Annotated in this window: 23 protein-coding genes and 1 riboswitch; of the genes, 10 read left to right on the top strand and 13 right to left on the bottom strand. The window is 56.7% G+C overall.

The genetic code is table 11. The annotated features are described in order from the left end of the window. Positions 1-331: 331 nt before the first annotated feature. From ABVF61_RS25460 to ABVF61_RS25420, 9 genes are all read left to right on the top strand, one after another. Entirely contained in the window at positions 332-1525 is a 1194-nt protein-coding gene (locus ABVF61_RS25460; RefSeq protein WP_353996497.1) for a flavin monoamine oxidase family protein, read from the top strand. Between the two features lie 136 nt (positions 1526-1661). After that, the gene (locus ABVF61_RS25455) at positions 1662-2048 is read left to right on the top strand and encodes a DUF6165 family protein (protein ID WP_353996322.1); all 387 of its coding nucleotides are present in this window, start codon (positions 1662-1664) and stop codon (positions 2046-2048) included. A 282-nt stretch (positions 2049-2330) separates the two neighbouring features. Continuing rightward, a riboswitch (guanidine-I (ykkC/yxkD leader) is annotated at positions 2331-2447 on the top strand. A 114-nt stretch (positions 2448-2561) separates the two neighbouring features. Further along, positions 2562-3629: a putative urea ABC transporter substrate-binding protein gene (locus ABVF61_RS25450; protein ID WP_353996496.1), complete on the top strand. Its 1068-nt coding sequence runs from the start codon at positions 2562-2564 to the stop codon at positions 3627-3629. Positions 3630-3700: 71 nt separating this feature from the next. After that, positions 3701-4522 carry an ABC transporter permease gene (locus ABVF61_RS25445; RefSeq protein WP_353996321.1) on the top strand — a complete coding sequence of 274 codons (822 nt, stop codon included), beginning with the start codon at positions 3701-3703 and terminating at the stop codon, positions 4520-4522. Next, on the top strand, positions 4519-5355 hold the full coding sequence (locus ABVF61_RS25440; RefSeq protein WP_353996320.1) for an ATP-binding cassette domain-containing protein: 837 nt from the start codon (positions 4519-4521) through the stop codon (positions 5353-5355). Before ABVF61_RS25445 ends, ABVF61_RS25440 begins: the two co-directional genes overlap by 4 nt. 9 nt (positions 5356-5364) lie before the next feature. Beyond that, positions 5365-6603, top strand: coding sequence for an agmatinase family protein (locus ABVF61_RS25435; RefSeq protein ID WP_353996319.1), 1239 nt, complete (start codon positions 5365-5367; stop codon positions 6601-6603). Positions 6604-6608: 5 nt separating this feature from the next. Then, positions 6609-7076, top strand: a complete 468-nt coding sequence (locus ABVF61_RS25430; RefSeq protein ID WP_353996495.1) for a hypothetical protein — start codon at positions 6609-6611, stop codon at positions 7074-7076. Next, a complete protein-coding gene (locus ABVF61_RS25425) occupies positions 7073-7285 on the top strand; it encodes a hypothetical protein (RefSeq protein ID WP_353996318.1) in 213 nt (70 codons plus the stop codon). The genes ABVF61_RS25430 and ABVF61_RS25425 overlap by 4 nt, the downstream gene beginning before the upstream one ends. A gap of 339 nt (positions 7286-7624) precedes the next feature. Further along, a complete protein-coding gene (locus ABVF61_RS25420; RefSeq protein WP_353996317.1) occupies positions 7625-9274 on the top strand; it encodes an alpha/beta hydrolase in 1650 nt (549 codons plus the stop codon). A gap of 2 nt (positions 9275-9276) precedes the next feature. Here ABVF61_RS25420 and ABVF61_RS25415 read toward each other — a convergent pair whose 3' ends face one another. Continuing rightward, positions 9277-10215, bottom strand: coding sequence for a patatin-like phospholipase family protein (locus ABVF61_RS25415; protein ID WP_353996316.1), 939 nt, complete (start codon positions 10213-10215; stop codon positions 9277-9279). Positions 10216-10431: 216 nt separating this feature from the next. On the opposite strand from ABVF61_RS25415, the gene ABVF61_RS25410 reads away from it, so the two are divergent. Next, positions 10432-11640 carry a mandelate racemase/muconate lactonizing enzyme family protein gene (locus tag ABVF61_RS25410; protein ID WP_353996315.1) on the top strand — a complete coding sequence of 403 codons (1209 nt, stop codon included), beginning with the start codon at positions 10432-10434 and terminating at the stop codon, positions 11638-11640. Between the two features lie 101 nt (positions 11641-11741). Here ABVF61_RS25410 and ABVF61_RS25405 read toward each other — a convergent pair whose 3' ends face one another. The 12 genes from ABVF61_RS25405 to ABVF61_RS25350 form a co-directional block, all read right to left on the bottom strand. Next, the gene (locus ABVF61_RS25405; protein ID WP_353996314.1) at positions 11742-12806 is read right to left on the bottom strand and encodes a BMP family ABC transporter substrate-binding protein; all 1065 of its coding nucleotides are present in this window, start codon (positions 12804-12806) and stop codon (positions 11742-11744) included. Between the two features lie 99 nt (positions 12807-12905). Further along, positions 12906-13820: an ABC transporter permease gene (locus tag ABVF61_RS25400; RefSeq protein WP_353996313.1), complete on the bottom strand. Its 915-nt coding sequence runs from the start codon at positions 13818-13820 to the stop codon at positions 12906-12908. Next, on the bottom strand, positions 13813-14901 hold the full coding sequence (locus ABVF61_RS25395) for an ABC transporter permease (protein ID WP_353996312.1): 1089 nt from the start codon (positions 14899-14901) through the stop codon (positions 13813-13815). The genes ABVF61_RS25400 and ABVF61_RS25395 overlap by 8 nt, the downstream gene beginning before the upstream one ends. Then, complete coding sequence (locus ABVF61_RS25390; protein ID WP_353996494.1) at positions 14901-16448, bottom strand: ABC transporter ATP-binding protein; 1548 nt, start codon at positions 16446-16448, stop codon at positions 14901-14903. The genes ABVF61_RS25395 and ABVF61_RS25390 overlap by 1 nt, the downstream gene beginning before the upstream one ends. Positions 16449-16508: 60 nt before the next feature. Continuing rightward, complete coding sequence (xdhC, locus tag ABVF61_RS25385) at positions 16509-17516, bottom strand: xanthine dehydrogenase accessory protein XdhC (protein ID WP_353996311.1); 1008 nt, start codon at positions 17514-17516, stop codon at positions 16509-16511. Continuing rightward, positions 17513-19852, bottom strand: a complete 2340-nt coding sequence (gene xdhB / locus ABVF61_RS25380) for a xanthine dehydrogenase molybdopterin binding subunit (RefSeq protein ID WP_353996310.1) — start codon at positions 19850-19852, stop codon at positions 17513-17515. The genes xdhC and xdhB overlap by 4 nt, the downstream gene beginning before the upstream one ends. Continuing rightward, positions 19836-21317, bottom strand: a complete 1482-nt coding sequence (xdhA, locus tag ABVF61_RS25375; protein ID WP_353996309.1) for a xanthine dehydrogenase small subunit — start codon at positions 21315-21317, stop codon at positions 19836-19838. The genes xdhB and xdhA overlap by 17 nt, the downstream gene beginning before the upstream one ends. A 3-nt stretch (positions 21318-21320) precedes the next feature. Continuing rightward, positions 21321-21671, bottom strand: coding sequence for a hydroxyisourate hydrolase (uraH, locus tag ABVF61_RS25370; protein WP_353996308.1), 351 nt, complete (start codon positions 21669-21671; stop codon positions 21321-21323). Positions 21672-21761: 90 nt separating this feature from the next. After that, complete coding sequence (locus ABVF61_RS25365; RefSeq protein ID WP_353996307.1) at positions 21762-22727, bottom strand: LysR family transcriptional regulator; 966 nt, start codon at positions 22725-22727, stop codon at positions 21762-21764. An 8-nt stretch (positions 22728-22735) separates the two neighbouring features. Next, the gene (locus ABVF61_RS25360) at positions 22736-23713 is read right to left on the bottom strand and encodes a quinone oxidoreductase family protein (protein ID WP_353996306.1); all 978 of its coding nucleotides are present in this window, start codon (positions 23711-23713) and stop codon (positions 22736-22738) included. A 92-nt stretch (positions 23714-23805) separates the two neighbouring features. Next, positions 23806-24522 (bottom strand): CDP-alcohol phosphatidyltransferase family protein, encoded by a 717-nt coding sequence (locus ABVF61_RS25355; RefSeq protein ID WP_353996305.1) that lies wholly within the window; start codon positions 24520-24522, stop codon positions 23806-23808. Positions 24523-24702: 180 nt separating this feature from the next. Continuing rightward, a complete protein-coding gene (locus tag ABVF61_RS25350; protein ID WP_353996304.1) occupies positions 24703-25620 on the bottom strand; it encodes a DUF2182 domain-containing protein in 918 nt (305 codons plus the stop codon). Positions 25621-25811: the final 191 nt, after the last annotated feature.

Below are 25811 nucleotides of genomic sequence, written 5' to 3'. Positions count from 1 at the left end.
CGAACCAATTGATGTTTACACGTGGCAAACGCGGGAAAATCAGGCACCCTAAAAATATCTTGGAGGGGCTTAGTAAAGGCAGGAGCGCTGCCGTTTCAGTCTCTGGAAAGTCAAAGGTCGGATCAGGTTTTTTTTTCAATTGACGTTCTTATCCGGCACTGTGAGTAGCGTGATTTAAGGGCTGCCATGGTAGCGAATTTACTTCGTACGGCGCCAACTGAACATCTACACAACTGCGCATCATCGATTATGTTGAACCCTATCCAATAGCGGTTTGAAACTGCAGCCAAAACCATGAGGTCCGGCATTGCGGCGCAGATGCTTTTTGAACATGACATTGGGCGTTTTGGCCTCGGGTTTCGTTCCACTGGCGCACGCGGAGCAAGGCAGGCGCGTTGCCACTGGGTACATTCGGACAAACTGGAGCCGTGACCCCTATAGTCTTGGCTCCTATTCGTATGTGGCCAAAGGTGCGCAAAGACGTCATCACGCAGTCCTGGGTGAACCTTTCAGGGACCGATTGTTCTTTGCGGGCGAAGCAACGCACCCCAACTACAACAGTTCCGTCCATGCTGCGTACGAGTCCGGGATAATCGCTGCAGAGGCTGTTTTCGAAACTGACGCCAACACCGTTGGCATTGTCGGTGCGGGTGCGAGCGGTCTTACTGCTGCGACAGCCCTTGTAGGGGAAGGATATGATGTCACCGTCCTTGAAGCGCGTGATCGTATTGGCGGTCGGATCTGGACGGACAACAGTCTCGGAACACCTTTCGATCTAGGCGCAAGCTGGATCCACGGTGCGGACGGCAATCCATTGACGGATCTTGCTGGCTCACTTGGGCTTGAAATGAAGGCAACGTCAAAGAACTACATCGTGCGTGGTGGCGATGGTCGGAGAATTGATGATGCCGATGTTCCGGAGTGGCTTGAAAACGTCGTGTCGGTACAACACACCGCTGGCGCTGACATGAATGAAATCAACAGTTTGGCGTATTGGCGGGATTCAGATTACGGCGGCGATGAAGTGATTTTGCCCGGCGGTTATGATCAACTGTTGAATGCGGTGCCAGACAACATCGACATTCGATTGGGGCATGTCGTGACCAACGTCGTTGTCGAGGAAAACAGCGTCCAGCTGCAAGACCAGACCGGGCAACATCACTCGTTCGACGCAATGATCTTAACGACATCCCTTGGTGTATTGAAAAATGGAGCAATTGCCTTCTCCCCGCCATTGCCGCGCGAAAAAGTGGATGCGATTGTCAAATTGGGAATGGGCACCTTGGATAAGGTCTACTTGCGCTATGATGAGGTTTTCTGGGACGCGGATGTCACATGGATTGCGACGCCCGAAAACGGCCTTCCCCAGGGCCAGTTCAATCAATGGTTCAACCTGGTCCCGTACACAGGTCAACCGGTGATCATGGCGCTAAACGGTGCGCAACCCGCCCTGGACTTATCTGAACTGCCAGATGCGGAAATAGTCAAACGGGCGCAACAAACTTTGGAACTTGCATATCCATAGGCGCTCGTTGATTTGATTGTAAGCGCTTGCCTGTTGGTAGTTTTTGCGGGGGTGAAATACGGTCTTGACGTTTTGCCCGATTCTTCCGCTACGGTATTGAAACAGGGTTCAATTGCAGCTGGATGAAACGACCGACATGTCCATCAGCATACCGGTGTCTTACGGTGATTTCTTTGATCGACTGACGATCCTGGAAATCAAGGGTGAGAGGATCAAGGATCCGGACAAGCTGGAGATCGTCAATGAGGCATTGGCCGAGTTTCGAGCCATCGCTTTCGTCTCGGTCCCCAGGCTCGCAGAGATTTCGGATCAGGTTGGCGAACTCAAGGATATCAACAACACGCTTTGGGACGGTGAAAACAGGATCCGCGAGCTTGAGAAAAACGGCGATTACAGCGCCGAATTTGTCGAGACTGCGCGTTCAATCTGCCGACTGAAGGACCGTCGTGCCGAGATCAAATGCAAAATAGACAAGGTTCTCGGGTCGGATGTCACCGAGGTCAAGGACTACAAGGCTTCGTGACAGCGTATGCGGTGTCCAAAGTTGGAGCGCCAAGGGTAGTCCCCTCGCCTCGGCCCCATAATGCATGATCCGCCTTTCGTCATTTTGGTTCATAATGCGTCAGTTCACGTGCAGCGAAGTGACTGATTTCTCCTCACCGATGCCTACTTTTTGATCAGATAGGTCAGCCAAGCGTCGGCGGTGCACTCAGCTTTGTGGCTCGTCAAATTTATCAAGTGTTTGCATTTAATGATATATTTCTTCTGATTTTGATTTTGGCATTCGGTTTGCAACGATAAAGGCGTGCAGCGCGCCTAGGGATCCGGTTTCCAAAAACGCAGGACCGAGAGGCGCAAGCCGGAAAAGAATGGCCATGGTCAGAACAGTCCGGTGACACGGCGGGACAAAAACCCGGGAGACTACTGCACGAGGTTTCGCGCGCGCGAACCTGCTCCCGGACGTGCGCAAGAAACTCATGACGCAAGCTCAACCGGTTCCTTCCACCGGGCTTAAGACAGGAGACGCGCACACATGTTGAAATCGTTTGCCAAAGCTTCCCTCATAGCAGCAGCTCTTTCGTTGCCGCTTTCCATTTCATCAGCACAGGCCGAGGAAAAGAAAGACTTCAAAGTCTGCTGGTCGATTTATGTCGGCTGGATGCCCTGGGGGTATCTGCAAGATAGCGGCATCATGAAAAAATGGGCCGACAAATACGGGATTGACGTCGAGATCGTGCAGATCAACGACTATGTCGAATCCATCAACCAGTATACAGCCGGCGAATATGATGGTTGCTCAATGACCAACATGGACGCCCTGTCGATCCCTGCCGGTGGCGGTGTCGATACGACCGCGCTGATTGTCGGTGACTATTCCAACGGAAACGACGGCATCATTTTAAAAGACAAAACCGATCTTGCCGAGATCAAGGGCCAATCCGTCAACCTGGTTGAACTCTCCGTTTCCCACTATCTTCTGGCACGCGCACTCGACACGGTCGGCTTGTCTGAAAAAGACCTCACCGTTATCAATACCTCCGACGCCGACATGATCGCCGCTTACGCGACCGCGGACGTCACTTCGGTCGTGACCTGGAACCCGCTTCTTTCCGAAATAGAAGCTCAGCCGAATGCAACCAAAGTCTTCGACAGCGCCGGCATTCCGGGTGAAATCATCGACATCATGATGGTCAACACTGAAACGCTTGCGGACAATCCGGACTTCGGCAAAGCGCTTGTCGGCGCGTGGTATGAACTGATGTCCATAATGTCGAGCGATACGGACGCCGGGATTGCCGCCCGTACGGCGATGGCGGAGGCGTCTGGCACGGATCTGGCCGGGTATGACGCCCAGCTGGCGACCACCAAGATGTTCTATACGCCTGCGGAGGCTGTCGAATTTTCCAAGGCGGCCGAGTTGCCGGCCACGATGAAGTTCGTTGCCGAATTTCTCTATGACAAGGGAATCCTTGGTGAAGGTGCTCCGAGCCCTGAGTTTGTGGGCGTGTCGTTCCCTGACGGGTCGATCTATGGCGATGCGAACAACGTGAAGCTTCGCTTTGATCCAAGCTACATGCAAATGGCGGCAGACGGCGCACTCTGAGCTTCGTCTGGACGAACTGATCCGGCCGAAATTCGGCCGGGTCGCCTTCCCGCACCCTGCTAGGACCTGCCATGCGTATCATCAACCGGAAACCTTCCCGGGTGACCGCTCTTGCCCTTGGTGCTTTGCCTTTTGTGGCAACCATCATCGTCTATTCGGTGGCAAGCCATTACCGGCGTTTGGAAAATCCGGCAGACAAGCTGTTGCCGTCGCTGGAAAGCATGGGGGCAGCCTTCTGGCGCATGGCGGCGATCCCGGACAGGCGGTCGGGTGATCTTCTTCTATGGGTGGATACGATTGACAGCCTATGGCGCCTCGGGACCGGAATGGCTGTCTCCACTGTCATGGCGCTCTCGCTCGGCATAGCTATCGGCTTCATTCCCCATGTCAGGAGTGCTCTTGCGCCCTATCTGGCGACCTTTTCCCTGATCCCCCCGATAACCATTCTGCCGATCCTCTTCATTACGTTTGGCCTCGGCGAAGTTGCAAAGATTGCTCTGATCGTCATTGGAACAGCACCTGTGATGATCCGTTCCACGGCACAGGCGGTTCTCGATATTCCAAGGGAGATGATCATCAAGGCGGAAACGCTCGGCGCAACCGTCTGGCAAATGATCACACGGCTTGTTCTGCCCCAGGTGCTGCCCAAACTGATCACAGCGCTCCGGCTCGGCCTCGTCCCCGCCTGGATTTTCCTGATTTCCGCGGAGGCGATCGCCTCGACCACCGGGCTGGGTTACAGAATCTTCCTTGTAAGACGCTACCTCGCGATGGACGTGATCCTTCCCTATGTTCTTTGGATCACGTTGCTTGCCTTTCTCCTCGACAGGTTGCTTCTGCTGTTGTCCCGGCGGGCGTTCCGCTGGCATCACGCCGGAGGTGATGCGCTATGAGCGCCCACACGGATCCTAAGCTTCGCGTCAGAGGTGTTTCGAAATACTACGATGGCACGCCCGTGCTCGAACGGATTGAGCTTGACGTCGACAAGGGCGCGTTTTGTACGATTGTTGGCGCGTCCGGCTGCGGCAAATCTACATTCTTGCGCATGTTGTTGTCGCAAGAACATCCTACAAGAGGCGAGATACTCCTTGATGGCGATGCGCTTCCTGAGGAGCCGACACCGGACCGGGGCATCGTCTTCCAGAAGTATTCCGTTTTCACCCATTTGACCGTTGCTGAAAACCTGATCCTTGCAAAGGAATTTGAAGCAGCACCCTATACAGGGAAACTCTTCGGAGCCGCGAAACGGGCTGCGCTCGGTGAAATTGAAGAAGTGCTTGAGCGCATAGGACTGGCGGCAGCGGCGGAAAAGTACCCTTCCCAGCTTTCTGGCGGCATGCAACAGCGGCTTGCGATCGCGCAGGCGCTCGTCAAAAAACCAAGCATTCTTCTTCTGGACGAGCCTTTCGGCGCCCTCGACCCGGGTATCCGGGTTGATATGCATGAATTGATGCTCGGGCTCTGGCGCGATCTTGGCATGACAATCTTCATGGTTACGCACGACATCCACGAAGCCTTCAAGCTCGGAACGCGGTTACTGGTCTTCGACAAGATCCGGCATGACCCTCAGGCCCCGGAAGCCTATGGGGCAACCATTACCTATGACCTGCCGCTCAAAGCTCCCGCGACAGGTAACAGCACGCCCGCCCCCGATGAGATCGCCGGTGCGATCCGGACTGGCGGCAATAAGACATCTGACAAACCCCAAGACACCAACCACCCATGAGGAACGCCCATGCGTATTCTTGATCAATACGGTCCCGCAACCCGGCACCGCGCCGCCGGAACCGTTTCACGGTCACCGGCAGAACGGCATCACCACCCGGATTTCGACAAGCTGCAGCTGCGCGGCTGGAAGTCCGCGGAAAAAGAAGGCACTTTGCCGACCGCTGCCTGGGAAAAGGAAAAGGCCTGGGCGCTGCGCATGGGGCTGACCGGGTCTGACAGCCTGACCGACAAGTCCATTCCCACGTTTGCGCGCGGAGAATTGCCCCACTACGCCGGCATCAATACGTTCCTGAAAGCGCCTTACATTGAGGATGTGACCCAGGTTGGCGCTTATGACGCGGCGATCATCGGAATACCGTTTGACGGCGGCACCACCTATCGGCCGGGAACCCGGTTCGGCCCGCAGGGCGTCCGCAAGATCTCAGCGCTTTACACACCATACAATTACGAGATGGGTGTCGATCTGCGTGAACAGATGACGCTATGCGACGTCGGGGACATTTTCACCATCCCCGCCAACATTGAAAAGACGTTCGACCAGATCACCCGAGCGGTGTCCCACGTTGCCTCCTCAGGCGCCTTGCCGATCATGATCGGCGGCGATCATTCCATCGGGTTTCCCTGCGTTCGCGGTATCGCGGAGTGCACGTCAAAGCGTATCGGCATCGTCCATTTCGATCGCCACATCGATATCCAGGAGAAAGACCTGGACGAGCGCATGCACACAACGCCCTGGTTCCATGCAACGGACCTGGTCAATGTTCCGGCCGTCAATCTGGTCCAGATCGGCATTGGCGGATGGCAGGTGCCGCGCGAGGGGGTCGAGGTCGCGCGCGAGCGCAACACCAACATCTTCACCATGCGTGACGTTGAAGAACTCGGTCTTGCGGAAACCGCCGCGCGCGCCCTCGAACTGGCCTGGAAAGATGCGGACGCCGTCTATATCTCGTTCGACATCGACAGTGTCGATTGCGGCTTCGTTCCGGGAACGGGTTGGCCGGAACCGGGCGGCTTCCTGCCCCGTGAAGCATTGGAACTCGTGTCTCTCGTTGCGAAGGAAGGCATCTGTGGGCTTGAAGTCGTCGAAGTGTCGCCTCCTTACGACTGTTCCGACATAACCGCCCTCCTCGCCACACGCGTGATTGTCGATGTTCTTGGAACGCTGGTGTCCCACGGGAAGATGGGATCCCACAAGTCAATCATCGACAAACCGGTTTCCATCCCAGCCGGTCCGGAGGTGGCGTGACAACCATGAAACATCATCATCACCACGACCACCACCACCATGATCATGACCACCTCCATCCGCATGATCACAACCATTCCAGCCCCGATCACCTGCATTCGCACGTTCATGGGGCATCGCCGGCGGAAAAAGCAGATGAATTGCAGGCGCTTGCAACAAGTTTCATCGATGGGTTCAGGGCAGCTGACGACAAGACCAGCTATCTCAGGCTTGCCGGGGTGCCATTCCACCGGCCCGGCTCGGACAGTCTTATCCAACATCTCGTTGATGCGAAGATCGTCTCCAACTGGCAGATCGGAACCGCGTCGCCGGCATTTGCATCGCGAGAACTCGTCTACATGCCTTTTCCGGGCGAAATGGTTTCCGGACGGGAAACAATGACTTTCACCTATGTGTCTCTCACTGAGCGCACAGACATAGACCTGATCACAGTCCTGACCGACCGATTGAACACAGGAGATATCGCCAAATGAAACACCTTAGCCTTGCTGCAGCCGTAACAGCCGTTTCGACGCCCGTCTTTGCGCATCCTGGCGATCACCACGAGATCAGCGGCGTAACGGAGACCGTTGGTCATTTTCTCGGAACGCCGTTTCATCTGGCGCTATTGTTTGGTGCGGCCGTGGTCGGATTTTTGTGTGTGAGAGCTGTGAGAAGCGCACGGAACAAAAACTCGCAGTAAATTTCTCACATAACAGCCGGGCGGATGGCGATTGTGTCTGTCCGGCTTTCCCTGCTGAGGAATTGTCTCGTGCTGGAATGCACTTCTGACTTTTTTGGTATGGGGCTCGCCAAGGCCTGTAGACTTTTTTGTTTTTCGAGGCGCACTGACTGACGACGAGCCGGTTGTCCAGTGTCCTTGAACTGCCTTTGAACTTGTGTATTTGATTTGATCTGGCACGCGGGGGTTTTCGGTGCGTGCTCAATTCGTTCCAGAAGCGGGCTGCTGGTCGGACGGACACCAATACCTTCGGTCTGTCGCATCTCCAGCCTGAAATTCATTCTTGAGGCAGGTGAAGCCATGGCATTGGTTCAGGTTATCCGGAACGGTTTGTCGGCAACCAGTCTTGTTGTGGCAGTGAGTTGTTTCGGGGCTGCACTGACACCTTCGCTCATGCCGCGCGACCCGTTGGTCCAGGCTGCGCTTGCCGCGGTTGCCGCAAGCCTGGGCTACGAGATTGCAATGCTTGTGCGCGGCCTCTGGCGCTACATGGAGATCCCGGACATCAAGGGACGGTTTCTTTGGATCTGGTGGGCCGTTGCCCTAGCTGTGAGCACCGGCATTCTCGTCTACTCTTTGTCTAAGGCCGCTTCCTGGCAAAACGCAACTCGTGCTGCGGTGGGGTTGCCTCCGCTCGATACGGCAGCACCTTTCTACATCTTTGCAGTCGGCGGTCTCATGTTCCTGAGCCTTTGGGTCATCTTCAGGATATTGGGCGTCGTGCGCCGGTTCGTCGCAAGACAGTTGGACCGGGTTGTGCCGCAAAAGGTCGGTGTGGTCCTGTCGGTAGCGCTTGTCGGCTGGGTTTTCTGGGCTCTTGTCGACGGAACACTGGTGCGTTCGGCCTTCCGTGCGGCTGATGCTTCCTTCGAGGCTGCCGACATCTTGATCGAGCCCGATATCGCTCAGCCGCAGGATCCGATGAAAACCGGCAGCGCGTCGTCACTGGTCAAATGGCACGAAATGGGTCGCTGGGGCCGCCATTTTGTTGCTTCGGCGCCAACGGTCGAAGAGATTTCCGCGTTTCAGAGCGGGACCGTGATGGAGCCGGTTCGGGTCTATGTCGGCAGGCGGTCGGCGGACACCGCAGAAGAAAGGGCGCAAATTGCGCTTGAAGAACTGATCCGGGTCGGCGGCTTCGAACGCTCCGTTCTGATCGTTATGGTGCCGGTTGGAACGGGTTGGATGGATCCCGGCGCCCACGACACGCTCGACTTCATGCTTTCCGGGGATGTGGCAACCGTGTCGGTGCAATACTCTTACCTGACCAGCGTGCTTGCCCTGCTTGCACACCCGGACTACGGCGTCGCTCAATCCCGTGAACTCTTCGAAAAGATCTATGATCACTGGACTGAACTGCCCAAGGACAGCAGACCTGAATTCTATGTTCACGGTCTCAGCCAGGGTGCCTTCAACTCCCAGGCAACGCTGCCATTGTTCGACATGCTCGGTGATCCGATCAACGGAGCCATGTGGGCCGGGTCGCCGTTCTTCTCAAGATACTGGACGGAGGTGCGCGACCAGCGAAATCCCGGCAGCCCCGCCTGGCGGCCGACTTTCGGGAACGGCTCTCTGGTGCGCGTGATGGACCAGTATGGTGGGCTTGACGGGGATTTCACGCCCTGGGGTCCGCTCCGGTCGGTGTTCCTCAACTACGGCAGCGATCCGATCGTCAATTTCACCTTCGACAGTTCCGTTCGCCCTCCGGCATGGCTCAACCAGCCGCGCGCACCGGACGTTTCAAAAGAACTCTCGTGGTTTCCGGTCGTAACCATGCTGCAGTTGGCGCTCGATTCCATGTTCGCGCTCGATGTCCCCAGGTTCGGACATTACTACGTTGCACCGGATTACATAGATGCCTGGGCCGCCGTTGTGGAGCCGGAAGGATGGTCCAAAGCACGGGCCGATGAATTGAAGGACATTTTCTCCCGAAGGGGCCCTGCATTCTGACGCTATTGGGCTTCCAATAGCGTCGTCATTTCTGCCTTGAACACATCCTTGGCCTGATCGGCGGCACTCAGAATCTCCTCTATTTTGAAGAAATCCATCGCCTTGAATTTTCCGATGGGCGGCTCGATGAGGAGGTCCGGCCGCGAACATTGCAGTTTGGCTGCTACGAGCGAATGCAGCGTAATGGAGAAAGATCCTACCCAGGTGTCCATTCCGCTCGGCAGGCCGCTTTTGTGGGAAAAATCACTTCCTGTGACGTCTATTCCGACCGTCCGAACACGCGGGTCGACGAAAATGTCAAATGGTGTCGGATTGACGAAGCCGCCGTCGATCAAAACCCGTCCGTTGATTTCAACCGGCGTCAGAAGCATCGGGAGTGCTGATGACGCGGCAATTGCCGGCAAAAGAGGCCCCTCCTCCAGCACCACCTGCGACTGCGAATAAAAGTCTGTTGCGACGACCTTTAACGGGATGCGCAAATCGTGGAAATTCTCTGAAAGATCCGGTGGCAGCACGGTTTCAAACAGCACAATCGGATCGATGATGGCAGGACGAACAATGTTGAGAAGCGACGACCATGTCTTGCCGTCCTTCAGGAAAAGCTTCTGAAAGAGTTGCGTTTTCCGCGTGAATAGTTCCACGGCGAAAGACCGGATATCCTTGCCGCTCATTCCGCTGGCATAAAGTCCGCCCAGAATCGAACCCATAGACGTCCCGGCAATCTCGTCAGGAGCAATGCCAAGCTCATCGAGCGCTTCCAGGATCGGGATATGGGCAAACGCCTTGGCCGCACCGCCGCCAAGCGCAAGAGCAAAACCGTCTTTTGCAACACTGCGGCGTTCACCGTCAGAACTGTCCGTCGAGGCATGGGCCGTCTGCATAATCTGAAGCGTTCCTCCGGCTGCGATAGCGCCAAACATCAGGTCTCGTCGTTCAATCATAAGTCGTCTTCCAATAGGAGGTGTCGACATCTTGTTTGGGTGGCCTCGCACATGCAAGCGCTTCTGAAGCCTTCGTCTCCGGCCATAGACCAGAAACTCATTCGATCGCCTTAGGAGCCGTCTGCTTGCGTCCAGAGACAGTGAGCCTTTAAAAACCTATTTGGTGCCGTCTGCTTTGCACACAATCCGGAAACTTGGACAACCAGGATATTTCAATTGAAAATCGTCGCAGTTGAGACATTGCGTCTTCATGAGCATCCCAATCTTCTTTGGGTGCGCATTCACACGTCCGAGGGCATCACCGGGCTCGGAGAAACCTATTTCGGCACTGGATCGAGCGAAGCAGATATTCACGACCGCATAGCGCCGATCCTTCTGGGGCAGGATGCGCGCCGTATCGAGTGGCTCAACATGAAAATGCAACCCTATGTCGGTTTCACGGGGACTGGTGCGGAAGTGCGGGCCCTCGCTGCCGTCGACGTCGCCCTTTGGGATCTGGCCGCAAAGACCGCAGGTGTACCGCTGTGCGATTTGCTCGGTGGGAGAACACGGGACGCAATTCAGGTCTACAATACCTGCGCAGGACCGAACTACGTGTCAAAAACGTCCGCAGTCCGTCCGGACAATTTCGGCACGGACGGCGCGCAAGAAACAGTCGATCTCTACGACGACCTCAATGCCTTTTTGAACCATCCTGAAGATCTCGCCTCTTCCCTGATGGAAATGGGTATCTTCTCGATGAAGATCTGGCCACTCGACCTGGCCTCCGGAGCCGCAGATGGTGTCGATATTTCCCCTGCGGATCTGAAGAAGGGGATGGAACCATTTGAGAGGATCCGGAAGGCGCATGGCGACAAGATGCGCCTTAAAGCCGAGTTGCACGGATTGTGGAGCCTGAACGCGGCAAAGATGATTGCAAGTGCGCTCGAACCGCTTGAGATGGACTGGATTGAGGACCCCGTGTGGATGGACAGGACCCATGAGATCGCTGAGCTTGCGCGCTCAACGTCAGCACCGCTCGCCGGCGGCGAAACACTCGCCAGTCTGGGCCAGTTCAAAGCTCTGATCGACGAAGGAAACATTTCAACGCCGATCGTGGACGTCACCTGGGCGGGCGGCGTCACCGCGGCCCGGAAAGTCGCGGCGCTTGCTGAAGCAAGTTCAAGGCCGATTGCTTTTCATGACTGTTCGGGGCCTGTAACCCTTGCAGCCTCCACACATTTGGCGCTCAGCCTGCGCAATGTCCGCGAACAGGAAATCGCACGTGGCTTTTACTACAACTGGTACCAGGACCTCGTCGATCAGCTCCCGCCCATCGAAAACGGCATGATTAGCGTGCCTGATAGGGCTGGTCTTGGAATGGATCTCTTGCCGGATCTCTTTAAGCGCGGTGACGCAATACACAAAGTCAGCAAGCTGACCTGACGGCGGAAATTGCCGCACCGTTTTCCGGCGCGGCAATTGCGATCGATTTTTCTGTGCCTTCCGGACCGGAAGCATCCTCCCGGTCCGATGCAGCGCGAAACTTATTCCGGCAGCTTGTCGTCGACACCCTGCACGTACCAGTTCATACCGAGAATTGCGCCGTCATCGAGACGGACCCCATCTTCAGCAGCAACCGTGCCGTCCTGTTTGGTGATCGGGCCCGTAAACGGTTCCCAGCCATCCTTGATCTTGGCTTCTGTCGCCTGTGCCATTTCAACGACGTCAGCCGGAAGGTTGGTGTAAGGCGCCATGACGACGTGGCCTTCTGCCAGACCTTCCCAGGAACTGTGAGTGTGCCAGTTGCCGTCCAGGACTTCTTGCACACGCTCGATGTAGTACGGCGCCCAATCGTCAATGATGGCAGTGTACTGAGCATCCTTGGCGAAGTTGATCATATCGGACGCCTGGCCGAAGCCATGAACACCACGCTCCTGGGCGACCTGAAGCGGTGCCGTGGAATCGGTGTGCTGCGTGATGATGTCAGCGCCCTGGTCGATCAGGGCCTTGGCAGCATCGGCTTCCTTGCCCGGATCGAACCAGGTGTTGACCCAAACGACCTTGACCTTGAAGTCCGGATTAACGCTCTGGGCACCGAGCAGGAATGCATTGATGCCGGAGACCACTTCGGGGATCGGGAAGGATGCAATGTAGCCGGCGGTTCCGGTCTTGGACTGCTTTGCGGCAATCTGGCCGATGATGTAGCGGCCCTGGTGGAACTTGGAGTTATAGGTGGCGACGTTGTCGGCGGTCTTGTAGCCGGTTGCGTGCTCGAATTTCACGTCCGGGAATTTCTTCGCGACCTTGATGGTCGGGTTCATGTAGCCGAAAGACGTGGTGAAAATGATGTTGCAGCCTTCCCGGGCAAAACGCTCGATAGCGCGTTCCGCGTCCGGGCCTTCGGGTACGCTTTCAAGATAGGCGGTCTCGACCTTGTCACCGAATTTTTCTTCAACGGCCAGACGGCCCTGATCATGCTGGTAGGTCCAGCCAAAGTCCCCAACGGGGCCGACATAGACGAAGCAGGCCTTGACGTCGGCTGCCTGCGCTGCGGAACCGAGGGCAGCGAATGCCACGGCTGCAACGGTGGTTTTCAAAAGAGATTTCATTTGGTCATTCCCCTCTTGTTTAATCTCTCTAGTTTGCGATCGCGTATTTGGCCCGCGTCTTGATCGCATTCAAACACGAGCCGGGTTCCCTGCCGTCCTCTATCGGTCCGGCACAAATGGTTTCCCAAGACATGCAGGTGTGTTGACCAGCGTCAGCCTGCGATTGGCGGAAATCAGAACAAGCACTGCGATTGTCGCGATATACGGCAAGCTGGACAGGAGTTGCGATGGAATATCGAACTCCAATGCTTGCGCATGCAGATTCAGGACGCTGACCGCTCCGAAAAGGTAAGCTCCGATAACAACGCGAAGCGGCAGCCAGGACGCGAAAACAACCAGCGCAAGCGCAATCCAGCCACGTCCTGCTGTCATGTTTTCAACCCATTGCGGCGTGTAGGCAAGCGAAAGGTAAGCGCCCGCGAGCCCGGCGCAGGCTCCGCCAAAGAGGATTGCCAGGAACCGGACTTTCACGACCGAATATCCAAGAGCATGCGCAGAACCGTGATTGTCGCCGACGGCCCGGAGCACGAGGCCAACCCGGGTTCTGAAGAGGCCATAAGCAACAAAGGCAACGAGCGCAAAACTCACGTACACCAGTGCATCCTGCTGGAAGAAAACGGGTCCGAAAAAGGGTATTTCCGACAGAACGGGAATATAGAGCTGCGGAAGGTCGAGGCCAGGAACGCCGATAAATGCCTCCCCGATCATGCCTGACAGACCGATTCCCAGGATCGTCAGGGCAAGACCGGTCGCGACCTGATTGGCGACGAGGAAGAGAACCAGCACGCCAAAGAGCGCCGACATCGCCATGCCTGCGGTAATTGCGGCGATGACGCCGAGCGAACCCGAACCTGTCTGGTTGGCGACGGCGAAGCCGATAACAGCCCCCATGATCATCATACCCTCGACGCCAAGATTCAAGACGCCGGACCGTTCGACAACAAGCTCGCCGACGGCTGCAATAAGCAGAGGGGTGGCGGCTGTGATGACGGTCAGCAAAACGGCTTCAAACATGGGAGGCCTCCCCGTCTCCAATGCGCCGCGACGTGAAGCGGATCCGGTAGAGGATCAGCGTGTCGCATGCGAGGACGAAAAACAAAAGCAGACCCTGAATGACGCTCGCGATCTCATTCGAAACGCCCATCGCGGACTGCACGCCTTCACCGCCGATATAGGATAGCGCCAGAACGAAACCGGCGATGATGATGCCGATCGGGTTAAGGCGGCCCAGAAAGGCAACGATGATGGCCGTGAAGCCATAGCCCGGCGAAATGGACGGCAGAAGCTGGTTCAAGGCGCCCGAGACTTCCATTGTCCCGGCCAGACCCGCGAGCCCACCGGCCAGAGCAAAAGAAAACAGCGTCAGCCTCTTGGAGGAAAATCCGGCAAAACTTCCGGCTCGGGGACTTTCGCCCATGACCCTGATCTCAAAACCCTTCAACGTCTTTGCCAGGACTATGGCCAGAATGACAGCGACTATGATCGTTATGGGAGCGGAAAGGCTCATCGTCCCGCCAAAGACTTCCGGCAGCGTCGCAGCATCGGAAAAAATCCGCGTTTCGGGGAAATTGTAGCCGTCCGGGTCACGCCAGGGTCCTCGCACCAGATAGTCCAGAAGGAGACCGGCGACATAAACCAGCATAAGGCTGGTGAGAATTTCGTTGGTGTTGAACCGGGTCTTCAAGAGGGCTGGAATTAGAGCCCATAGCGCGCCGCCGAGGGCACCGAACAAAAGCATAAGCGGCAATGTGGCGACATTTTCGAAATCCGGATAAAGCACAGGCAACGCGGAACCGAACAGCGCGCCAACCACAAACTGGCCCTCTGCGCCAATGTTCCAGTTGTTCGACAGGTAGCAAACGGCAAGACCGCATCCAATCAGAATAAGCGGCGTGGCCTTGTCGATCGTTGCTTCCAGGGACCACTGCTGTGTCAACGGCTCAATGAAGAATTTATACAATCCAACAAACGGGTTATGACCTGTTATTGAGAAAATGACTGCAGCAGACAGTGCGGTCAGGGCAACGGCGATCACGGGTGACAGCAGCGCCATTGCCTGACTGTGTTCTTTCCTTTTGACGAGTTCGACGCGCATCAGGCCACCTCCCCTTGCGCTTCCGCACCACCGGCCATCAGGAGACCAACGCGCTCGCGTGTCATCTCTGTTGCAGGTTCGGCGTCCGAGAGGTAACCACGCGAAATAACGGCAATCCGGTCCGCGATTTCAAAGATCTCATCGAGGTCCTGGCTAATCACCAGGACAGCCGAGCCGGATCTCGCAAGATCGATAAGCGCCTGCCGGATCAGAGCGGCAGCGCCCGCGTCCACACCCCAGGTCGGCTGGTTGACAACGAGGACGCCTGGTTTCCGGTCGAGCTCGCGGCCAACGACAAACTTCTGGAGATTTCCGCCCGAAAGTGACCTAGCTTCGGGATCGTCGTGAGACATGCGAACATCGAAGGCCTGCTTGATACGCTTCTCAAGGGCACCTGCCTCGGCGTTCGAAACAAAACCGCCACCCACCAGCTTGTCGCCGGTACCATGACGCGTCAGAACGATGTTATCGGACAGTTTCATGCCGGGTACCGCGCCGTGCCCAAGCCGTTCTTCGGGCACAAAGGCGGCATTTTGCTTGCGCCGCCATGTTATGTTCCGCGAGCCACAGGGTTTTCCGTCGAGTTGCACCATCTGCGGTGCCACAGGCATCTCGCCTGAGATCGCATCGAAAAGCTCTCCCTGTCCGTTTCCGGCAACACCCGCGATGGCGACCACTTCACCGGCCTTCAGTTCCAGCGTAATGCCATTCAGCGCGGTGGCGAACGGCGTTGCAGCCGAGGCGGACAGTCCCTGCAGCGCGAGCCGGGTTTCACCTATGTCTGGCTTTGTGTCTCCTGCACTCACCGAGGCAACGTCCGCGCCGACCATCATGCTGGCCAGAGAGGCCGCCGTTTCGAGCGTTGGATCACATTCGCGCACCACCTCTCCGTGCCTAAGGATTGTCGCGTGATGACAGATCCGTTTCACTTCTTCCAGTCTGTGGCTGATGTAAAGAACGGCACAACCTTCCGATGCGAGACGCTGAAGTGTCAGAAACAGCTGATCGGCTTCCTGCGGCGTGAGAACCGACGTCGGCTCGTCCATGATGATCAGCTGCGGCTCTTGAAGGAGACACCGCACAATCTCGATGCGTTGACGTATCCCGACGGGCAGGTCGGCGACGATATCGTCCGGGTTCAGAGGCAATCCGTAGTCACGCGAAACCGTTTCAATCCGCTTCGCAAGATCCGACATCTTTCCAGGATTTGGCAGGGCAAGCGCGATGTTTTCGACAACATTGAGCGCTTCGAACAGGGAAAAGTGCTGAAACACCATTCCGATGCCAAGTTCTCTAGCCGTCGCAGGGTTTCCGATGGAAACCTTTTGGCCCTGCCAGAAGATTTCACCGGCATCCGGCTCCAGTGAGCCGTAGAACATTTTGACAAGAGTCGACTTTCCAGCGCCGTTTTCTCCCAGTAGCGCGTGAATTTCACCCCGATTGATGACGAGGTCGACATTATCGTTGGCCAAAATGTCGCCAAACCGTTTGGTCAGCCCCTTTGCGTCCAGCAAGGTTTCCTTTCCGGATCTGTCCTGCTGCTGCACAGTTTCGTTTACCTCTGGAAGAGTTGTCTCTGCCACGCTGTCCCCCAAGCGAATGCCGCCTTATTGACCATGTGTTATCTTTTGTGCAAGCCCCGGATCCGCAGACGACTGTCTATGCAGTGCCTCGTCATGCGCCAGCAGTTCCACCGCGATGCCTGCCGCGATCGCCGCCGGATGCTTTGATTTGACGGTTGAAGCCCCGATGGGGCAGATCATGTGCGATAACAAGGCGTTGTCTATTCCTCTTGCGTTCAAACGTTTCAAAAACCGTGCCCTCTTGGTTTTCGATCCGATCACTCCGCAATATCCGAAGGTTTGTTTCAGCAAGGCGCGTGCCATTATCTCTTCATCGAGCGCGTGCGAGTGCGTCATCGCAACGACAAATGCTCCTTCCGGTGCTTCATCCAGCATTGCGGCAGGATTGTCGACACAGACTTTCGTGACATTTGAAGGTACCGGTCCGGGGAACTGAACTGGCCTGCTGTCTACCCACGTGATTTCAAAGGGCAGCGGCGCAAGCGCAAGCACGAGGGCCTTTCCCACATGCCCCGCACCAAAGAGCATGAGATGGCGCGTTTCGTTGCCAAAAAGCTCGTAAAGAGTTGCCGTCCCGGTCTTGTCTTCCGAAATGGCGAAGGGGCTGTCAGGTGCGGTTTCCAGGAGACGCCGTGGACCCAAGGACCCACCCGAAAGCTCCGCACATGTGCCAAACGAAGATAGGCTCACCTCGGCCTCGGCAAGCTGCATTGCGGTCTCCAGCGAATTCCGGGTGAGGACCTCGATTGAGACCGATGCGCGGCCACCACAGCACTGACCGAGATCAGGCCCGAGTGAAACAGTATTAAGAACGAAACTTTCCCGCTCTTCGCGCACCGCCTCCGCGGCCATCCGGATGACTTCAAACTCGAGAGTACCGCCGCCGATTGTGCCGTAAAACGCGGCGTCCGGACGGACGACCATTCGGGCGCCGGCTTCGCGAGGAGTCGAGCCGTCGACCCGTGAAATCGTGACGAGGGCGCACGAACCATCCGTTTTCAAACAGTTGGTGATGTGTCCCCAGACCCTCATGCGTGCACCTTTCTTCGGCGCATGTCCTGAACTGCTTTCATGATCGCCTCAGGTGTCGCGGGAGCATCAAGGTCCGGTACTTCTCCCGGTGCGATACTGGCAACGGCATCGACAATCGCGCAGAAGACGGAATTGGCCAGCATGACTGGTGGCTCTCCAACGGCCTTTGAACGATAGATGGTGTCCTGAGGATTGCCTCTGCCTTCATACAGCTGGACGGTGAAATCGGCCGGGATATCGGATGCAGTCGGGATTTTGTAGGTCGAGGGCGCATGAGTGCGCAGCCGCCCCTCGTCGTCCCAGACCAGCTCTTCTGTCGTCAGCCAGCCCATACCCTGGACGAATCCACCCTCGATCTGTCCAAGATCGATTGCCGGGTTCAAGGAATGCCCGACGTCGTGGAGAATATCGACACGGTCGACCAGCATTTCTCCCGTCATTGTGTCGATCGTGACTTCTGAGCACGCGCCCCCAAAAGCGAAATAGTAGAACGGCCGCCCCGACACGGTTTCGCGATCCCATGTGATCCCGGGCGTGGCGAAATATCCGGCGTGCGACATCTGTATGCGGCCCACATAGGCCTGTTTCGCAATCTCGGAGAGCGGGTAGTTCTTTTCGCCGATCAGAACCTTGTTGTCACCGAAGTGAATGACGTCGGCGCCGCACTGGTGCTGCTCGCACAGGAATTCAACAAGACGTGCTTTGATCTCCTGCGCCGCGCGTTTGGCAGCCATGGCATTGAGGTCCGTCCCGGAAGACGCAGCGGTCGGGCCGGTATTGGGAACCTTCGACGTGTTCGTTGCGGTAATAATGACTTTGTCCATCGTCACGCCGAATTCCTCAGCGACGACTTGGGCGACCTTCTGATAGAGCCCCTGCCCCATTTCCGTTCCGCCATGGTTCAGATGAACCGACCCGTCAGTGTAAAGATGGACCAGGGCGCCTGCCTGGTTCAGATGCTTCAACGTAAAGGAAATGCCGAACTTGACCGGCGTCAGTGCAAGTCCTTTCTTCAGGACCGCATTGGCATCGTTAAAGGCCGTTATCTCCTCACGGCGCGTCCAGTAGTTGCTCTCCCGCTCGAGTTTCGAAATCAGGTCATGCATGACGTCGAATTCTTCGACGGGCATGCCATAGGGCGTCATATTCCGCTCGCCGTCATAGAAATTCAGTTTGCGAATATCCAGGGGATCCTTGCCCAGACGAATGGCGATCGCGTCGATCATCCGCTCTGCGGCCAGCATGCCTTGCGGTCCGCCGAACCCACGAAAGGCGGTATTCGAGCAGGTGTCCGTGCGGAGCCGTCGAGAACGGATGGAGGCATCCGGATAGAAGTAGCTGGAATCGGCATGGAACATTGTGCGGTCGTTCACGCCGAGTGACAGGTCAGCCGAATATCCGCAGCGCGCCAGGAACTCCATATCGACCGCACGAATGCGGCCAGATACGTCATGGCCGACTTTCCAGTTGACCTTAAAATCATGACGTTTGCCAGTCATGATCATGTCGTCGTCCCGATCAAGACGCAGCTTACAGCACCGGCCGGTTTTCTGGCATGCGATTGCGGCAAGTGCCGCCCACTGGTTGGCCTGGGATTCTTTGCCGCCGAACCCGCCGCCCATCCGGCGGACTTCCGCGGTAACCAGGGCATCGCTGACACCGAGCACTTTTGCGACCGTGTGCTGCACTTCGGTCGGGTGCTGTGTTGAGGAGTAGACCAGCATTCCGCCGTCTTCCTGCGGCACGGCCATCGCGACCTGTCCTTCGAGGTAGAAATGCTCCTGTCCGCCGATCGTCATGGAACCGGACAAGACGGTTTCGGAGGCCTGGAGACCCGTTTCAGGAGAGCCTCGCCTGAACTGGTAATCAGGCAACACAGTCGTGTCGGCGGCCACCGCGTCATCGGGTGTCAGGATGGGCGTGATCGGTGCAACATCGATCCTCGCCTTGAGCGTTGCCTTGCGGGCAATATCCCGGGTCTCGGCGACGACGGCAAAAACAACCTGCCCGAAAAAGAGAATTTCTTCCTCTGCCAGCACCGGGTCATCGCCAAAGGCGGAGGAACAATCGTTTATTCCGCTGATATCGGCGGCGGTGAGAACTGCCACAACACCGGGTGTTGCCCGTACATCCGTGAGGTCAATTGACGAAAGCCGGCCACGCACCGCATGTCTTGTCCAACCGGGTGCAATATGGAGTGTTCCAACCGGTTCTACGATATCGTCAATATAGGTCGCGGTGCCGGAAACATGTTTTGCCGCACTGTCATGCGGCAACGCCTTGCGAACGTGCTTAAGCGGTGCCGAAACATTTTCCCGATCAAGCGGCTCGGTCATTGTCCGCTCCCCGTCTTGCCGAAATCCTGATGTCACCGGGAGCCGTTCCGCTGACTTCCATCAGCGCCTTTGCGAGCAAGGCTCTCGCTGTCTCCATCCTGTAGTCAGCGCTGGCACGCATATCCGTCAGAGGTTCGAAGTCGTTGAGCAGCGCCTGCATGGAGGCACCCCAGCTGGAGGGGTCTTCAAGAACAGCGCCGGTCAGGGCCCGCTCGGCATTGGGCGCGCGGGTCGGCGTTCCTGCCATGCCGCCAAACGCGATCCGGGAGGCGACGATGGTGCCGTCTTCGATCGTGAAGCGGAACGCGCCCATGACAGAAGAAATGTCCTGATCGAACCGTTTGGAAATCTTGTAGCAGCGGAATGCCTGGTTGCTGGACAAGCGCGGCACAAACAGGCCTGTCACGAATTCACCTTCGTTGCGGTCCTGCCTGCCGTATTCGATGAAAAAATCCTCAAGGGCAAGCGCACGGGAGCCTTCAAGCGATTGCAGTTCAAGCGTCGCTCCCAGGGCGATCAGGGCTGGCGGCGTATCGCCGATCGGTGAACCATTGGCAATGTTGCCGCCAACCGTTCCCGAGGCGCGCACCTGCTTGGAGCCGATCCTTTTCCAGAGCTCGCCCAGATCTTCCGAAATGCCGGTAACCGCTTTTTCAGTCGCAGCGTAGGTCGCGATCGCACCGATAAGGACGCCGGACGGGCTGTCCTCGACCCTGTCCAGACCCTCGATGCGGCCAAGCCAGATCATTTTCGGCAATTCGCGCAGATGTTTGGTTATCCAAAGACCGACGTCGGTGCCGCCCGCAATGAGCGTTGCATCCGGATGCTGCCCATAAAGGGCGGCCAGGCCGTCCAGTGTAGACGGTGCCGAAAAGAAGCTCGTGGCGTCTCCGATGAAGATGTCCCGGCTGTCGGCGAGCATCTGGAGTGTCTCGCGCGTTTCGTTTGCCCGCCAGGAAAAGGCATCATCCGTGGCGTCAAAGCAAACCTCAAGCGCCGCGTCCACGATCGGCCGGTAGCCCGTGCAACGGCAGAGATTTCCGGCAAGCCACTCTGTGACGTTCTTGTGTGTCTTGTCAGCGTCGGCAGCATGATAGAGCGTAAAGAGCGTCATGATGAAACCGGGTGTGCAAAAGCCGCATTGCGACCCGTGCAAGTCCACCATGGCTTTTTGAACGGGGTGAAGACGTTCGTCCTGCACAAGATCCTCAACCGTGACGATCTCCGCTCCGTCGATCATTCCAAGAAGCAGGATGCAGCTGTTGACCGGCTGATAAACCAATTGTCCGTGAACAAGGCGCCCAAGCGCTATCGTGCAGGCACCACAGTCGCCCTCACCGCATCCTTCCTTGGTTCCTGTTTCTCGCCTGCGAAGACGCAGGTAATCCAGTAGGGTTTCGGTGGGGCCGACATTTTCAAGTTCGATAATTTCGCCGCCCTTGAGGAAACGAATGGTGTCCCGCATTGTTCAGCTTCCCCTGTAGGTCGAGTAGCCGAACGGCGAAAGCAAAAGCGGAACATGGTAGTGCCCGTCCGGCTCCGCGATACCGAAGCGAATTGGAATTACATCCAGAAACAGGGGCTTCGGGAGATCTTGTCCGGTATCTTTCAAGTAGTCGCCGGCGTGAAACTGCAATTCGAATTCCCCGATTTCGAAACGGTCGCCTTCAAGGATCGGGGCATCGACACGACCATCGGCGTTGGTAACGTGAGATGAGAGAAGCACTGGTGCGTCACCCCTGTGCCAGAGATCGATTTTCAATCCTCTGGCGGGTTTGCCCAAGGCTGTATCCAAAACGTGCGTTGTCAAACGCCCCATTGACTTTCTCCCTCTTGCGGCAAACCTCCGCAAAACTGTCATAAAATGTGCCTTAAAAAAACGAGGAACCAAAGCGCTCATTTGAGACCTTTATGATGCCGAATTGGCATCAATTGTCGTCAGTTGGTCCTTCAAGGCGAGCACTGCGTGATCAAAAAACATTCCAGGCGCAAGTGCAAGCGCGCGCAATGATGACGTTATCACACACAAACGGTCCGCTTGAAGTGGCGCGTCGGTCAGCGGTTTGAAAACGAGCCCGCCGGAGGCAAGATCATCCTCGCAACCGATCAGCGTCTGGAATCCGATCACGTCTTCCTCGCGTGCCAGAGCGCGCATCAACCGAAGAGAGTTGGCTTCCACATAGGTTCTCGAGGCTCCCGGTATTCTGCTTCGGACAAGATCCAGACGAGTGCGCAGAGAAAGCCCTTCGGCGGGAAGAGCGACCGGATATTTCAGGCAGTCCTGAAGGCCGAGGTTCTTTTCGCCTGCAAGCGGGTGTCCTGGTGTCATCAGCGCACCGATGACCAAGTTGTGCTGAAAAGCCACGGTAAGAGCGGAATTTTCCGGCGGATCAAATGTAAAACCGACATCTGCTTCCGCCGTTTCAACTTTTCTCGCAGCTTCCTGCGACGACGAGACGGAAACACTCACGTGAATGCCCGGATACTGCTTGCGGAAACTGGTGATCACCGCCGGCAGCAGTTTTTCAGACACGCTTTCAACGCTTGCGATCGAGACTGATCCGCGCCGCAATCCACGTAAGGCATCGAGCTCCGCGACGGTTCCCTCAAAGTCTGAAAATGTGCGACGGACATGTGCGAGGAGAAGCTCACCGGCCTGTGACAGTCTGATGCGGCGCCCGACACGTTCGAAAAGCTGCAGCCCGAGGGATTCCTCCAGCCACAGGATCTGGCGGTTGACTGCGGACGAGGCAACGTTGAGTTCCCGCGAAGCCGCCCGGATAGAGCCGGCTTCCGCGGCCGCGAGAAAGTAACGCATCGCGGGGCTGTAGAGATTACGCGACAAATCCTGTGCCCGGCCGGATAGACTACCCATTCCAGCGCCTATGGGATCAAGACTGTGGTGCCTGTGGTCTTTCTGCCTTCAAGATCTTCGTGCGCCTGGATCGCGTCTGCCAGCCTGTATTCCTGGTTTACCTTTACCTTGACGATCCCTTTTTCAACGACATCAAACAGTTCCGCTGCGGTACTTTCAAGAGCGTCACGGGTCGCGATGTAATTGAACAGCGTCGGTCTGGTCGCAAAAAGCGAACCCTTCTGCGCGAGCAGACCCAGATTGAAGTCGCTGATCACCCCCGAAGACTGGCCGAAGCTGACCCACAAGCCGCGTGGTTTCAGGCAATCAAGCGATCCGGGATAAGTGTCCTTGCCGACGGAGTCATAAACAACGTCGCATCCGCCGCCGTCGGTGATCTCCTTGACGCGATCTACGAAATTCTCCGTCCGGTAGTTGATCATGTGCTGGAAGCCGTGAGCCTTTGCCAGCTCGATTTTTTCCTGCGATCCTGCGGTTCCGATGACGGTTGCACCTAGATGAGCGGCCCACTGGCCGGCGATAAGACCGACACCGCCAGCTGCTGCGTGAAACAGCAGGGTTGTGTCCGGCCCGACTGAATAGGTTTGCCGAAGCAGATACTGGGCCGTCATGCCCTTGAGCATCATGCCGGCTGCGGTCCTGTCGTCGATTCCATCCGGCAGTGCGACGAGACTGTCGGCTGAAATGACCCGCTCCTGCGCGTAAGCGCCAATGGCGCCGACATAGGCAACACGATCGCCCGGCCCGACATGCGTCACGCCTTCCCCAACGGACAGAACGATCCCTGCGCCTTCATTACCGGGAGAAAACGGCGTGCCGGCGGGCGCAGGATATAGGCCCGAGCGAAAATACGTATCGATGAAATTCAAACCGATCGCAGTGTGTCGGATCCGAGCTTCGCCGGGCCCGGGTTCGCCGACTTCGATCTGTTCCCAACGCATAACGCTGGGGCCGCCCGTTTCATGGACGCGGATTGCCTGAACCATCTGAACCTCCAGGAGGCCTTTCGCCTCATTTTTTCATTTGCCTGGCGGAACACTAATGATTTCAAGGCGTCCCGAAAAGGCCGTTTTGGAGGTTAGTCGACCCTGTCAATGAGTTGCTGGATTGCAGAGACGGAAAACAGATAGATGCTCGACACTGTAAAGAGTAGAGCGCCGATCCCTTCAAGCGCCATACCATTGATGATGGCATACCCGGCCAGTCCCATCCAAAGCAACGTGATTGGCAGGGTCACGATGCGCCAGCGGCGGACACGGACAGGATGAACGAAACGGATCGGTGCAAAGGTCAAAGCACAGCACAGCAGGACGGTTGCAATGGTAAACGTCTGTGACGGTGACAGGACCATCAGGCCGAAAACGACCATGTTCCATCCTGCCGGAAACCCCTTGAAGGATCCGTCGGGCGTTTTCATGCCGTTGTCTGCAAAATAAAGAGCGCCGGTAAAGACGATCAGGCCTCCGCAGATCCAATTCCAAGGCTGCGACAGCATTATGCTCCAGGAGAGCGCAAAAGCCGGCAGGAACACATAGGTTGCGTAATCGATGACAAAGTCGAGCGAAGCGCCCGACCAGCGCGGCAGGCGTTCTGCAATATTGAAGCGGCGTGCCAGCGGGCCGTCGATGCCGTCGATGAAGAAGGCCAGCCCGAGCCATGCGAACATTTCCGCCCATTTGCCTTGTGCACCGGCCAGAAGCGCAACAAGAGCAATCGGGGCACCGGACGCCGTAAGGACATGAATAAGAAATAGGGCGGGTTCGGGCGCTTCCTTGCCCGGGGTAATGTCCGTCACGGGGTATCCTCACACAAAAGCAACACGGCGCACACAGGATTTGCGGCCTGTTTCAGGCGCTAACGCCTTCCCCAACTGACCACCATCTGCCGTGTCCGGGGAGTAATATTGCAATCGTATGACAGTGTGAACCGAAAAAACAGTCCCCGGCGTATTTCTGTCAGAAATCAGAGCGGCGCTTCAGGCATAAATGGCAATCGTCAGAAAAACCGCCCACAGGACGAGAAAAACGCCGATCGCGGGCGGCGCGATCCGGCTTGGGAACGCTTTTTCCAGCGCCATCACACCGCCAAGAAGCGCAATCCATAGAATATTCATGAGCCCGACCGCGAACATGACAGTCATCACCGCCCAGCAACATCCCAAACACGCCCACCCCTGAACGAGTCCCTCACGGTATCCGGCAAGAAATCCCGGGTTTTCACCGGTCGAAAATACCCAGCGCGGATACCAGCAGCGCTGAAGACACGCTTTCTTGGCCGGTGTGAACTGGTAAACACCCGCCGCAAACAAGACCGATGTCGTCAAAGCCATGCTGGCCGGGGCCATCATATCATTCAGGCTTCCGGCTTTGGACAATATCCATTGAGCAAACGTGGCAACAACCGCGTAGCCCAGCCAGACGGTGAGGTAACCGAATACGGATGCCACGCCCGTCCGCGCCACACTTTGTCGACCATACCCCAGGCGAACAAGACTGTCCTGATAGGCTCGGAACATCGGGAGCGCACCTGGCAACATCATTGCCGTCGACATCATCGCCCACATTGCAAAAATCTTTACAACGTCAAGACTGTTCAGGGCTGGGGTCGGCATCCCGAAAGTCGCGCCTGCGGGGAGGCAAATCACCGCAAGTGCCGCCCGGGCTTCCGCAGACAGACCATTGAACAGATTGAACTGATTGAAGACCTGCATGCCCGGCCCGGCCGTTGCCATGTCCATCGACGGCACCATGGCGGCAACCATTGCACCAAGGTAGATCCATCCCGAAGCACTGAGGGCAAGGACAACGGTCACAATGATGGGCCAACCGGATTGACCGGTCGATTTGGCAAGTTCTTTCCCGTTGTCTGTGTTGCGCGTTGTGGCAGCTGTCATTGAGTGTTGTTTGCTGTGTCGATGTCCGGTTCATCCGGATGTACTACGGTTCTAACGCCGACGGCTTTGATCTTGCTCATGTCTGACGCACTATCTGGATCATACAGGTTCTGACTGAAATGCGCCTGCGTGGTTTCGTCTCGTTGAAGAATCTCTTCAGGAGGACATGTTCTAGTCAGGTCGCGAGCAGA

Origin of the sequence: Roseibium sp. HPY-6 (genome assembly GCF_040530035.1) — a bacterium.
Lineage (GTDB): Bacteria > Pseudomonadota > Alphaproteobacteria > Rhizobiales > Stappiaceae > Roseibium.
The sequence above is the reverse complement of the archived record's forward strand: the minus strand, read 5'-3'. Positions and strand labels throughout refer to the sequence as shown.